Source organism: Halomonas sp. 3H, assembly GCF_024206005.1.
GTDB lineage: Bacteria > Pseudomonadota > Gammaproteobacteria > Pseudomonadales > Halomonadaceae > Halomonas > Halomonas campaniensis.
Genome location: NZ_CP100360.1, coordinates 521,108 through 532,888, shown reverse-complemented (window position 1 = coordinate 532,888; position 11,781 = coordinate 521,108). Strand labels below are relative to the sequence as shown.

General features: G+C 67.7%; 10 protein-coding genes and 3 tRNA genes. 5 read left to right on the top strand and 8 right to left on the bottom strand.

Translation table 11 applies throughout. From position 1 onward, the window contains the following. Window positions 1–111 precede the first annotated feature (111 nt). From NFC98_RS02595 to NFC98_RS02580, 4 genes are read left to right on the top strand one after another with little or no spacing between them, the layout of a single operon-like run. A complete protein-coding gene (locus NFC98_RS02595) occupies window positions 112–1,086 on the top strand; it encodes a tripartite tricarboxylate transporter substrate binding protein (protein ID WP_254276614.1) in 975 nt (324 codons plus the stop codon). A 59-nt stretch (window positions 1,087–1,145) separates the two neighbouring features. Continuing rightward, on the top strand, window positions 1,146–1,616 hold the full coding sequence (locus NFC98_RS02590) for a tripartite tricarboxylate transporter TctB family protein (RefSeq protein ID WP_254276613.1): 471 nt from the start codon (window positions 1,146–1,148) through the stop codon (window positions 1,614–1,616). Window positions 1,617–1,634: 18 nt separating this feature from the next. After that, a complete protein-coding gene (locus tag NFC98_RS02585) occupies window positions 1,635–3,149 on the top strand; it encodes a tripartite tricarboxylate transporter permease (RefSeq protein WP_254276612.1) in 1,515 nt (504 codons plus the stop codon). A gap of 19 nt (window positions 3,150–3,168) precedes the next feature. Continuing rightward, on the top strand, window positions 3,169–4,776 hold the full coding sequence (locus tag NFC98_RS02580; protein WP_254276611.1) for a gamma-glutamyltransferase family protein: 1,608 nt from the start codon (window positions 3,169–3,171) through the stop codon (window positions 4,774–4,776). Window positions 4,777–4,846: 70 nt separating this feature from the next. On the opposite strand, the gene NFC98_RS02575 is transcribed toward NFC98_RS02580, so the two are convergent. The 3 genes from NFC98_RS02575 to NFC98_RS02565 are packed head-to-tail and all read right to left on the bottom strand — an operon-like array spanning window position 4,847 to window position 8,314. Further along, window positions 4,847–6,169 carry a sodium ion-translocating decarboxylase subunit beta gene (locus tag NFC98_RS02575; RefSeq protein ID WP_254276610.1) on the bottom strand — a complete coding sequence of 441 codons (1,323 nt, stop codon included), beginning with the start codon at window positions 6,167–6,169 and terminating at the stop codon, window positions 4,847–4,849. A gap of 11 nt (window positions 6,170–6,180) precedes the next feature. Beyond that, window positions 6,181–8,010, bottom strand: coding sequence for a sodium-extruding oxaloacetate decarboxylase subunit alpha (gene oadA / locus NFC98_RS02570; protein WP_254276609.1), 1,830 nt, complete (start codon window positions 8,008–8,010; stop codon window positions 6,181–6,183). Between the two features lie 52 nt (window positions 8,011–8,062). Beyond that, window positions 8,063–8,314: an OadG family protein gene (locus NFC98_RS02565; protein WP_183330781.1), complete on the bottom strand. Its 252-nt coding sequence runs from the start codon at window positions 8,312–8,314 to the stop codon at window positions 8,063–8,065. A 179-nt stretch (window positions 8,315–8,493) separates the two neighbouring features. On the opposite strand from NFC98_RS02565, the gene NFC98_RS02560 reads away from it, so the two are divergent. Continuing rightward, a complete protein-coding gene (locus NFC98_RS02560) occupies window positions 8,494–9,456 on the top strand; it encodes a tRNA-dihydrouridine synthase (protein WP_254277765.1) in 963 nt (320 codons plus the stop codon). Between the two features lie 185 nt (window positions 9,457–9,641). Here NFC98_RS02560 and NFC98_RS02555 read toward each other — a convergent pair. The 5 genes from NFC98_RS02555 to NFC98_RS02535 all read right to left on the bottom strand — a co-directional run bounded on the left by NFC98_RS02555 (window position 9,642) and on the right by NFC98_RS02535 (window position 11,741). After that, a tRNA-Arg gene (locus NFC98_RS02555) sits at window positions 9,642–9,718 on the bottom strand. Window positions 9,719–9,768: 50 nt separating this feature from the next. Next, a tRNA-Arg gene (locus tag NFC98_RS02550) sits at window positions 9,769–9,845 on the bottom strand. 48 nt (window positions 9,846–9,893) lie between these two features. Further along, a tRNA-Ser gene (locus tag NFC98_RS02545) sits at window positions 9,894–9,986 on the bottom strand. A gap of 94 nt (window positions 9,987–10,080) precedes the next feature. Then, a complete protein-coding gene (csrA, locus tag NFC98_RS02540) occupies window positions 10,081–10,278 on the bottom strand; it encodes a carbon storage regulator CsrA (protein ID WP_183330780.1) in 198 nt (65 codons plus the stop codon). 212 nt (window positions 10,279–10,490) lie between these two features. Then, entirely contained in the window at window positions 10,491–11,741 is a 1,251-nt protein-coding gene (locus NFC98_RS02535; RefSeq protein WP_254276608.1) for an aspartate kinase, read from the bottom strand. Window positions 11,742–11,781: the final 40 nt, after the last annotated feature.

Sequence of the window (11,781 nt, the reverse complement as noted above, 5' to 3'; positions counted from 1 at the left end):
ATCGACAACGCCATAACAAGACCCGACACGGGAACACGCGCTCACACCCTTGCCGCCTCCCGACAGAGGCCGGCATGACAACAACAGCCACAAGACCCGAGGTGTACCACCATGACGCGCAACACACTGATCCGTACCCTGGCCGCCATCGGCCTCGCCGGCGGCGTCGCCTTCTCGGCCACCGCCGCGGCCGACTATCCCGAGCAGGACATCCGCCTGATCATTCCCTATGGTCCGGGCGGGGCCACCGACATCATCTTCCGCCTGATCTCCCAGGAGGCCGAGCAGCACCTGGGCGAGTCGATCGTGCCGGTCAACATGGCGGGGGCCGGCGCCACGCTGGGCTCGCGCAACGTCAAGGACGCACGGCCTGACGGCTACACCCTGCTGGGCAGCCACGACACCATCGCGCTCTCCAAGCTCGCCGGCACCGTGGACTACTCCTATGACGCCTTCGAACCGATCGCCCTGCTGACCCAGACCATCAACATCCCCGCCGCCCACGCCAACCATCCGGTGCAGAGCGCCGACGAGATCGCCGACTACGTTCGCGAGAACCCCGGCCAGGTGCGCTTCAGCATGATCCCGAGCTCCACCGACCACTTCTTCTGGGTGCAGTTCTTCGACGAGGCCGGCATCGACATGGCCGACGTGCGCCTGGTCGGCTATCCGGACACCGGCGAGCAGGTCTCCGCGCTGCTGGCCGAGGAGATCGACTTCGCCATGTTCAACCTCCCCTCCGGCGGCGCCTTCTTCGAGGACGGCACCTTCCGCCCCCTGGGGGTCGCCCACCCGGAGCGGCTCGACGGCCTGCCCGACGTGCCGACCCTGCGCGAGATGGGCATCGAGATGGATCACTCCACCAGCCGCGGCATCTTCGCCCCCAAGGGCACCCCCCTGGAGGTGCTCGACACCGTCGCCGAGGCCTATGGCCAGGCGCTGGAGAACGAGCAGGTGCGCAGCCGCATCGAGAACGAGTTCGGTTCGGTGGTGCGCTTCCTGGCCGGTGACGACTACCAGGCCTTCCTCGACGACAACGAGGCCGCCCTGTCCGCCGCCGCCGAGAACATCGACTTCCAGAACTGAGACCATGGCGCACCCGCTGGCCCGGCAGTCCGGCCAGCGGGGCGCCGGAGAGCTCCCCCATGTTGACGCTAACCAAGGACCGCGCCCTGGCGCTGGCCATGCTGGTGCTCACCGCCGTCATGCTGGCGGAGACCCGCCACATCCGGCCACCCACCAGCTGGCAGCCCTACGGCTCGGCCCTGTTTCCACGCATCCTGCTGGTCATCATCGGCCTGCTCGCGCTGCTGATCCTGGTGCGCTCGCTGATGGCGGGCGTGCCGCCGCGCACGGCACCGCGGCGCACCTTCACCGCCTGGCTGGCCCACCATCGCATCGTGCTGTGCCTCTTCGCACTGTTCGGGGCCTATGCCCTGCTGCTGCCTTGGGTCGGCTACCTGGCCGCCACCATCGGTTTCCTGGTGGCATCGCTGGCCCTGCTGCTGGGCATCGACACGCGCCGCAAGTGGGCCATCAACCTCGCGGTGAGCCTCACCCTGGCGCCGCTGGTCTACGTGATCTTCCGCTTCGGCCTCAACGTCTGGCTGCCCTGACCGACCACGGAGAGCCCCATGGCTGACTTCTTTCTACAAGCTCTCGCCCAGGTCGGCAGCCCCTCGGTGCTGCTGCTGATCCTGGTCGGCGTGCTGTTCGGCATCATCGGCGGAAGCATCCCGGGCTTCACCGTCACCATGGCGATCCTGGTGGTCTTCCCCTTCACCTTCGCCATGGACCCGGTCAGCGGCGTCTCGCTGATGGTCGGGGTCTTCGTCGGCGGCTACTCGGGAGGAATCGTCTCGGGGGTGATGCTCGGCATCCCGGGCACGCCCTCCTCGATCACCACCGTCTACGATGGCTACCCCATGGCCCAGAAGGGCGAACCCGGGCGGGCCCTGGGCATCGGAGTGGCGGCCTCCTTCCTCGGCACCCTGATCAGCGTGGCCGTGCTGGTCTTCTTCGGCCCGCTGATCGCCGGCTTCAGCATGAACTTCCGCCCCTGGGAGATCACCGCGCTGATCATCTTCGCCCTGACGCTGGTCGCGGGGCTGTCCAACGGCGCCCTGCTGAAGGGGCTGCTGGCGGCGGTGCTGGGCCTGCTGATCACCACCGTGGGCTACGACCGCAACAGCAACCTGCGCTTCGACTTCGGCCTGCCCGCCTTCAGCTCGGGTTTCGAGATCCTGCCGGTGATGATCGGCATCTTTGCCTTCTCCCAGCTGATGGGCAACCTCGAGAAGCTGCGTGACGAACCGAGCGATGCCCGGGGGGTGGATACCAACGTCTCCATCCCCTACGGCCGCATCCTTCGCGACATGGCTGGCCAGAAGCTCAACACCCTGCGCTCCTCGCTGATCGGCAGCCTGGTCGGCGCCCTGCCGGGCACCGGCGGCACGGTGGCCAACTTCATCAGCTACGACCAGGCCAAGAAGTTCTCGCGCCATCCGGAACGCTTCGGTACCGGCACTCCGGACGGCATCGTCGCCTCCGAGTCCTCCAACAGCGCCGTGGCCGGCGGTGCCTTCGTGCCGACCCTGGCGCTGGGCATTCCCGGCGACCTGCCCATGGCCATCATGATGGGGGTGCTGATCCTTCACGGCATCACGCCAGGGCCGCTGATGTTCGAGCAGAACCCGGTACTGGTGGGGGCGATCTACGCCAGCCTGCTGATCGGGGCCGTGGTGATGGTGCTCTGCCAGCTGCTGCTGGTCCGCTGGTTCGCCAAGATCTCGCTGATCCCCCAGCAGATCCTGGTGCCGGTGGTGCTGATGCTCTGCGCCATCGGCTCCTATGCCCTGAACAACAACCTGTTCGACATCTGGGTGCTGTTCGGCTTCGGCATCCTCGGCTACCTGCTGTGGAAGGCCGAGGTCCCGCTGACCCCGCTGATCCTCGGCGTGGTGCTGGGCAACAACCTGGAGCGCCAGCTGTTCCGCGCCCTGGAGCTTGACAGCAGCTGGCTGACCTTCCTGACCCGCCCCCTCTCGGCGCTGTTCCTGGCCCTGGCCGTGGCCTCGGTCATCTTCTCGCTCTACCAGAATCGCAAGATCCAACGCAACCAGCTCGCGGCGCGACGCAACGACGCCTGAGCCACCAGAGGAGTTCTCCATGCGGCATGATGCACGCTACTACCCGAGCCCTTCGCGACGCACCGCCAGCTTCGGCCGTCGCGGCATGGTCGCCACCTCGCAGCCCCTGGGCGCCCAGGCCGGCATGCAGATCCTGCAGCAGGGCGGCAACGCCGTGGATGCCGCCATCGCCACGGCGGCGGCCCTGACCGTGGTCGAGCCCACCTCCAACGGCATCGGCAGCGATGCCTTCGCCATCGTGTGGATCGACGGTGCGCTCCACGGCCTGAACGCCAGCGGCCCGGCGCCCCGGGCCGCGACCCCCGAGGCGATCCGGGCCCTGGGCCATGAGCGCGTGCCCGAGCACGGGCTGCTGCCGGTGACCGTGCCGGGCGCACCGGCCGCCTGGGCCGCCCTCTCCGAGCGCTTCGGCAAGCTGCCGTTTGCCGACCTGCTGGCCCCGGCCATCGCCCTGGCCGAGGAGGGCTTCCCGGTCTCGCCGATCGTCAACCAGATGTGGGAGGACGCCCACGAGAGCTATTCCCGCTACGACGATCCGGCCTTCCTGCCCTGGTTCGCCACCTTCGCGCCGAAGGGCCATGCCCCGCGTCCCGGCGAGCTCTGGTCGTCGCCGGACCACGCCCGCACGCTGCGCGCCATTGCCGGGAGCCACGCCCGAGACTTCTATGAGGGGGAACTGGCGGACCGGATCGATGCCTTCTTCCGCGAGCATGGCGGCCTGCTGCGCCGCGAGGACCTGGCCGACTTCAGCCCCGAGTGGGTGGAGCCGATCAGCACCCGCTACCGCGGCCACGACATCTGGGAGATTCCCCCCAACGGCAGCGGCATGATCGCGCTGCAGGCGCTCGGCATGCTCGAGCGCATGGGCGAGGAGGGACGCGACCCGGTGGAGACCCTGCATCGCCGCATCGAGGCCACCAAGCTGGGCTACGTGGATGGCCTACGCTACATCACCGAGGCGGACGCCATGGGGCCGAGCGTCGAGCAGATGCTTGCCGACGACTACCTCAAGGCCCGCGCCAGCCTGATTGGCGACACCGCGCTGGACCCGGTGCATGGCAACCCGATCATGGGCGGCACCGTCTACCTGGCCACCGCCGATGCCGACGGCAACATGGTGTCGTTCATCCAGAGCAACTTCAAAGGCTTCGGCTCCGGGATCGTGGTCCCGGGCACCGGCATCAGCCTTCAGAACCGCGGCTGGTCCTTCTCGCTGGACCCCGAGCACCCCAATGTCCTGGCGCCCGGCAAGCGCACCTACCACACCATCATCCCCGGCTTCATCACCCGCGACCGCGAGGCCGTGGGGCCGTTCGGGGTGATGGGCGGCTTCATGCAGCCCCAGGGGCATGTCCAGGTGATCACCGGGATGCTCGACGACCACCTCAACCCCCAGGCGGCCCTCGACATGCCCCGCTGGAAGTGGACCCGGGGCAGGACCGTCGAGGTCGAGCCGCACTTCCCCGACCACCTGGCCCAGGCCCTGGCGCGCCGCGGCCACCACATCGTCAAGGTGGCCGACAGCCTGAGCTTCGGCCGCGGCCAGGTGATCCTGCGCGACCGGGAGACCGGGGTGCTCTGTGGCGGCACCGAACCCCGCACCGACGGGGCCGTGCTGCCCTGGTGAGGCAGCCGCCGCCCCGGATACGCCAACGGCGCCCCGCGGGGCGCCGTTGGCATGGGGGTACCGGTGGGCCTCACCCCAGGTACTTGATCATCACCCCCGCGGCCACCGCCGAGCCGATCACCCCGGCCACGTTGGGCCCCATGGCGTGCATCAGCAGGAAGTTGTGCGGGTTGGATTCCAGCCCCACCTTGTTGGCGACCCGAGCTGCCATGGGCACCGCGGAGACGCCGGCGGCGCCGATCAGGGGGTTGATCGGCATCTTGCTGACCAGGTTCATCAGCTTGGCCATCAGCACCCCGGCCGCGGTGCCGATGGCGAAGGCCACCATGCCCAGCCCCATGATGCCCAGAGTCTCCACCGCCAGGAAGCTCTCGGCCATCAGCTTGGAGCCTACGGCCAGGCCCAGCACGATGGTGACGATGTTGATCAGGGCGTTCTGGGCAGTGTCGGTCAGACGTTCCACCACGCCACACTCGCGCATCAGGTTGCCGAAGCAGAACATCCCCAGCAGCGGCGAGGCATCCGGCAGGAACAGCGCCACCAGCACCAGCAGGGCCAGCGGGAAGACGATCTTCTCGAGCTTCGACACCGGACGCAGCTGCGTCATGGTGATCTCGCGCTCCTTCCTGCTGGTCAGCAGCTTCATGATCGGCGGCTGGATCATCGGCACCAGCGCCATGTAGGCGTAGGCGGCCACCGCGATGGCACCCAGCAGCTCCGGCGCCAGCACGCTCGACACGTAGATCGAGGTGGGGCCGTCGGCGCCGCCGATGATGCCGATGGCGGCGGCCTGGTTGAGCGAGAAGTCCATCCAGCCCATGGCCGACATGCCCACCGCGCCGAACAGGGTGGCGAAGATGCCGAACTGCGCGGCCGCGCCCAGGAACAGGGTCCGCGGGTTGGCCAGCAGCGGGCCGAAGTCGGTCATCGCGCCCACGCCCATGAAGATGATCAGCGGGGCGATGCCGGACTCCACGGCGACCTTGTAGAAGACGTAGAGGAGGCCGTCGCCGTAGCCGACGTTCATGGCCACGTCCTTGGCGGCCCGCAGCTGGTCCGGCGAGGCGCCGTCATCGACGATCAGCTTCAGGGTGCTGCGCCAGGCCTCCTCACCGGCCAGCGGGTCGAGGGTGGCCCCGAGGGCGGCGGCGATCTGCTGCAGCACCGCGGGGCGCGCCACCTCGATGGCCTGGTCCAGCGCCGAGATGGCAAGACCCGCCTCGGGGATGTTGGCGAGGATGCCGGCGAAGCCGATCGGCACCAGCAGCAGCGGCTCGAACTTCTTGGCGATGGCCAGGTAGAGCAGCCCCAGCCCGACCAGGATCATCACGGCCTGGCCGGGGGTCAGGTTGTAGGCCCCCGAGCCGTACCAGAGGGTTACCAGCTTATCCATGGTGAGGCCCCTCAGAGCTCGATCAGGACGTCACCGACGGCGACGCTGTCGCCCTCGCTGACCTTGATGGCCGACACGGTGCCGGCGCTCGCCGCCCGCACCTCGGTCTCCATCTTCATGGCCTCGAGAATGATCACCACGTCGCCCTCAGCGACGCTGTCGCCCTCGCGCACGTTGACCTTGAAGATATTGCCCGCCAGCGGCGCGGTGATGGCCTCGCCGGTCGGTGCCGCCGGGGCGCTCTCGGCGGGCGTCGCGGCCGCGTCCTTCTCGGCCACCTGGCCGATCTCGCCGCCCTCGGCCACCTCGACCACGTACTGCTTGCCGTTGACCTTGACCGTGTAGGTCTCGGGACCGGCCGGCGCGCCGCCGCTGACGGCAGGCGCCTTGGTCTCGGCCTGCGGCGAAGCGACCGGCAGGCTGGCGCCGGCCTCCGGGGCCTGGGGCACCGGCTCGAAGGCGTCGGGGTTGTCGCGGTTCTTCAGGAACTTCAGGCCGATCTGCGGGAACAGCGCATAGGTGAGCACATCGTCGATCTCACGCTCGCCCTCGGCCAGGCGGATGCCGTCGGCCTTGGCCTTCTCCTTGAGCTCGGCGGTCAGCCGCTCCATCTCCGCCTCGAGCAGGTCGGCGGGACGGCAGGTGATGGGTTCCTTGCCCTCCAGCACGCGGGCCTGCAGCTCCCGGTTGAATTCGGCCGGCGCGGCGCCATACTCGCCCTTGAGCAGCGCCTGGACCTCCTTGGAGATCGACTTGTAGCGCTCGCCCATCATCACGTTCATCACCGCCTGGGTGCCGACGATCTGCGAGGTGGGGGTGACCAGCGGGATGAAGCCCAGGTCCTCGCGGACCCGCGGGATCTCCTGGAGCACGTCGTCGAGCTTGTCGCCGGCGCCCTGCTCCTTGAGCTGGCCTTCCATGTTGGTGAGCATGCCGCCCGGCACCTGGGCGATCAGGATGCGCGAGTCGATGCCCTTCAGCGAGCCCTCGAAGGCGGCGTACTTCTTGCGCACCTCGCGGAAGTAGGCGGCGATCTCCTCGAGCAGTTCGAGGTCCAGGCCGGTGTCGCGCTCGGTGCCCTGGAGGATCGCCACCACCGACTCGGTGGGGCTGTGGCCATAGGTCATGGACATCGAGGAGATGGCGGTGTCGACGTTGTCGATGCCGGCCTCGGCGGCCTTGACGATGGTGGAGGTGGAGAGACCGGTGGTGGCGTGGCACTGCATGTGGATCGGGATGTCCACCGCGGCCTTGAGCTTGGTGACCAGCTCATAGGCATCGTAGGGCTTGAGCAGACCGGCCATGTCCTTGATGCACAGGGAATCGGCGCCCATGCCGGCGATGGTCTTGCCGAGCTCGACCCAGCCGTCCAGGGTGTGCACCGGGCTCACGGTATAGGAGAGCGTGCCCTGGGCGTGGCCCTCGACGTTGCGCACCGCCTGGATGGCGCGCTCCAGGTTGCGCGGGTCGTTCATGGCATCGAAGACGCGGAACACATCGACGCCGTTGGTCCTGGCGCGCTCGACGAAGCGGTCCACCACGTCATCGGCGTAGTGGCGATAGCCGAGCAGGTTCTGGCCGCGCAGCAGCATCTGCTGGGGGGTGTTGGGCATGGCCGCCTTGAGCTCGCGGATGCGCTCCCAGGGATCCTCGCCCAGGTAGCGGATGCAGGCGTCGAAGGTGGCCCCCCCCCAGGACTCGAGCGACCAGAAGCCGACGCGGTCGAGCTTCTCGGCGATGGGCAGCATGTCCTCCAGGCGCAGGCGCGTGGCGAAGAGCGACTGGTGGGCATCACGCAGGACGACGTCGGTGATGCCGAGCGGGCGAGCGTTGTCAGTCATGGGAGTGACCTTGTCATTTTAGGGAGTAGGAAAGGCGAAAGGGGGGAGACCGTCAGCGGCGATGGCGCTGACGGTAGCGATGCAGGGCGGCGCCGATCACCACCATCAGCTCCTCGTCCTCCTGGCGCGGGGCCGGGGGACGGGCGCTGCCGCTGGCGGGCTTGGCCGGCTCGGGCGCGAAGCGCCGGAGGGTCAGCGACATGAGGGTCGTGGTGATCACCAGCACGGTAAGAAAAACAAAAACAAACCCCATGCCGAGACCCATCAGGGCCAGGCCCTCGTGTAGAAGCTCGATATCCTGCATCCAGCGGTCTCCTGATTCTTGTCGCCACCTTGCGCCTATCGTTCAGCAACAGGGTGGATTGCGCATTTTTTCGGATGGTATAACCTGCCACATTCACGACAGATTGCAATGGGGACATGGTGGAAGTCAGAGTTGTTAATTTACTACAAGGAGCACCGGGTCGCATCGGCCTCGCCCCGATGGAGGGGGTCATCGACGTCCATACCCGGGCGCTGCTGACCCGCCTGCCGGGCTTCGACTGGGCGGTCACCGAATTCGTGCGCGTCGTCGATGCCCGGCTGCCGCCCCGCGTCTTCCACAAGCACTGCCCCGAGCTGACACTGCCCGAGGTCGCCACCCCAAGCGGCGTGCCGGTGCACCTGCAGCTGCTCGGCTCCGACCCCGAGGCGCTGGCCGCCAACGCCCGCCAGGCGCTGCGCCTGGGCGCCGTGAGCCTCGACCTCAACTTCGGCTGCCCCGCCAAGCTGGTCAACCGCCACGACGGCGGCGCCTCGCTGCTGCGCGACCCGCGCCGCGTGCATGACGCCGTGGCGGCCGTGCATGACGCCGTGGGCCAGGCGATCCCGGTGACGGCCAAGGTTCGCCTGGGCTTCGCGGATCGTCGCCTGGCGCTGGCCTGCTCCCTGGCGGCCCAGGAGGCCGGCGCCCGTCAGCTGGTCGTGCATGGGCGCACCCGCGACGAGGGCTACCGCCCGCCCGCCCACTGGGAGTGGATCGGCCGCATTCGCCGGCACCTCTCGATCCCGGTCGTCGCCAATGGCGACATCTGGAGCCTGGAGGACTACTGGCGTGCCCGCACCCTCTCGGGGTGCGACGACGTGATGCTGGGGCGCGGGGCCCTGGCCGACCCCTGGCTCGCCCACCGCATCCGCCACTGGCAGGCCACCGGCGAGACCCTGCCCGCGACGCCCTGGCGGGCACGGGCCGAGATCCTTGCCCGCTTTGCTGCATTGCAGCGTAGCACACTTCCCGAGCGCGTGGTCGCCTCGCTGGTCAAGCAGTGGCTCAACCAGATGCGCGCCCGCGATGCCGAGGCGGCGCGCCGCTTCGCCTCGCTGAAACGCCTCACCCGGCTGGACGACCTGCTCCTCGGCCTGGCGACGGATGACGCGTGCCGCGCCGACGCCGCGCAGCCCGCCTGAGCCGAGGGACCAGGCGGCGGTTAACCAAAAAAAGAGGCGCACGTCACGGAAGTGACGGCGCCTCAAACGATCGCGGAATCGACCCGTGCGCTCGCACGCCGTCGATCCAGCTAGCAGAAAGGGGTGGGCCCAGCTCGAGCCCGAAAGCAGAAGACCCGCCCTCGCGAGGAGGACGGGTCGAAATCTGGCGCGCCCGGGAGGATTCGAACCTCCGACCACCTGATTCGTAGTCAGGTACTCTATCCAGCTGAGCTACGGGCGCGTAGAGCGAGGGTTAGCGTGAATCGCCATCACGTGGAACCTGGAGGAAGATGGCGCGCCCGGGAGGATTCGAACCTCCGACCACCTGATTCGTAGTCAGGTACTCTATCCAGCTGAGCTACGGGCGCTTGATCTTCACACCTATGTCGACCCTGAGCTTGCAGTCGCAAGCGTCATGGCGGAGAGGGAGGGATTCGAACCCTCGATGAGGCTATAAACCCCATACTCCCTTAGCAGGGGAGCGCCTTCAGCCACTCGGCCACCTCTCCCTCATCGACACGGCGCATATCTTACCGTTTCTGAAGGCCTTTGTCCAGCGACCCCGGCGTCTTTTTTCAGCAGGCCGTTGCGCCGGCAGGACATTCACCCTTCCTGGCCGCCGCTGCCCTCCTCGGCCTTCTCGCGCTGGATGCGCTGATAGATCTCCTCGCGATGCACGGCGACGTCCTTGGGGGCGTTGACGCCGATACGGACCTGGTTTCCCTTCACACCCAGGACCGTAACGGTGATGTCATCTCCGATCATCAGGGTCTCGCCGACTCGGCGGGTCAGGATGAGCATGGCTGATCTCCTTCTCAGGCTTGTTCTAAGGCTTTCTGGCAACGGGATACACGCCGATGGAACCGCGCCGCCTCATTATGTGGCATGACGTCCTCCGTGACCAATGCATAGGAGCCATGACACACCGGCGCCGTGCTGAAGGGAAGCGCCGCGCACGGCGCATCACGGGCTTCCCTGTCAGCGTAGATGGTGCCGGCGCCCCGGGGCAGGCCTTATTCGCTCTCGATGTCGCTCTTGTCGAGGCCGAAGGCCTTGTGCAGGGCGCGCACGGCAAGCTCCATCTGCTTCTCGTCGATCACCACGGAGATCTTGATCTCGGAGGTGGAGACCATGCGGATGTTGATGTTCTCCTCGGCCAGCACGCGGAACATCTTGGAGGCCACGCCGGCATGGGAACGCATGCCCACCCCCACCAGGGAGACCTTGGCGATGTTGTCGTCGCCACGCAGTTCGCCGCCGCCCAGGTCGGGGATCACCTGGTCCTGCAGGATGCGCATGGTCTGCTTGTAGTCGCCCTTGGCGACGGTGAAGGTGAAGTCGGTATAGTCACCCGCCGGCGCCACGTTCTGCACGATCATGTCGACCTCGATGTTGGCATCGGCGATCGGCCCGAGGATGCGCGAGGCCACACCCGGCACGTCCGGGGTGTTGAGCAGGGTCAGCTTGGCTTCGTTGGCGGTGAAGGCGATACCGGAGATCAGCGGTTCTTCCATGGAGTCCTCGTCTTGGTCGGAGTCTGCAACGATCAGGGTGCCGGGGCCATCCTCGAAGCTGGACAGCACGCGCAGCGCGACATTGTACTTGCCCGCAAATTCGACGGCGCGAATCTGCAGGACCTTGGAGCCCAGGCTCGCCAGCTCCAGCATCTCCTCGACGGTGATGGTGTCGAGGCGCTGGGCCTTGGAACAGACGCGGGGGTCGGTGGTGTAGACGCCATCCACATCGGTATAGATCTGGCACTCGTCGGCGCCCAGGGCCGCTGCCAGGGCCACGCCGGTGGTATCGGAGCCGCCACGGCCGAGGGTGGTGATGTTGCCCTCTTCATCCACCCCCTGGAACCCGGCCACCACCACCACCTTGCCCTCGTCCAGGTCCTCGCGCATCTCGTCGGTCTCGATGCGCTGGATACGCGCCTTGGTGTGGGCGCTGTCGGTGAGGATGCCCACCTGGGAACCGGTATAGGAGGTGGCCGCCACGCCGAGCTTGTGCAGGGCCATGGCCAGCAGCGAGATGGTGACCTGCTCGCCGGTGGAGACCAGCATGTCCATCTCCCGCGGCGTCGGCTCGTCGTTGATCTCGTTGGCCATGCCGATCAGGCGGTTGGTCTCGCCGCTCATGGCGGAGACCACGACCACGACCTGGTGGCCGTTGTCGCGGAAGCCCTTGACCTTCTCGGCCACGGCCTTGATGCGCTCCACGGAGCCCACCGAAGTGCCGCCGAATTTCTGTACGTATAGTGCCATCTGCGATTTTTCCCTCGTGAGTCGGGCGCGTACGCCCGGA

What these genes read in the sequence shown, in the direction of transcription:
- NFC98_RS02595 (WP_254276614.1), top strand. Translation starts at nt 112, where the DNA reads ATGACGCGCAACACACTGATCCGTACCCTGGCCGCCATCGGCCTCGCC.
- NFC98_RS02590 (WP_254276613.1), top strand. Translation starts at nt 1,146, where the DNA reads ATGTTGACGCTAACCAAGGACCGCGCCCTGGCGCTGGCCATGCTGGTG.
- NFC98_RS02585 (WP_254276612.1), top strand. Translation starts at nt 1,635, where the DNA reads ATGGCTGACTTCTTTCTACAAGCTCTCGCCCAGGTCGGCAGCCCCTCG.
- NFC98_RS02580 (WP_254276611.1), top strand. Translation starts at nt 3,169, where the DNA reads ATGCGGCATGATGCACGCTACTACCCGAGCCCTTCGCGACGCACCGCC.
- NFC98_RS02575 (WP_254276610.1), bottom strand. Translation starts at nt 6,169, where the DNA reads ATGGATAAGCTGGTAACCCTCTGGTACGGCTCGGGGGCCTACAACCTG.
- oadA (WP_254276609.1), bottom strand. Translation starts at nt 8,010, where the DNA reads ATGACTGACAACGCTCGCCCGCTCGGCATCACCGACGTCGTCCTGCGT.
- NFC98_RS02565 (WP_183330781.1), bottom strand. Translation starts at nt 8,314, where the DNA reads ATGCAGGATATCGAGCTTCTACACGAGGGCCTGGCCCTGATGGGTCTC.
- NFC98_RS02560 (WP_254277765.1), top strand. Translation starts at nt 8,494, where the DNA reads ATGGAGGGGGTCATCGACGTCCATACCCGGGCGCTGCTGACCCGCCTG.
- csrA (WP_183330780.1), bottom strand. Translation starts at nt 10,278, where the DNA reads ATGCTCATCCTGACCCGCCGAGTCGGCGAGACCCTGATGATCGGAGAT.
- NFC98_RS02535 (WP_254276608.1), bottom strand. Translation starts at nt 11,741, where the DNA reads ATGGCACTATACGTACAGAAATTCGGCGGCACTTCGGTGGGCTCCGTG.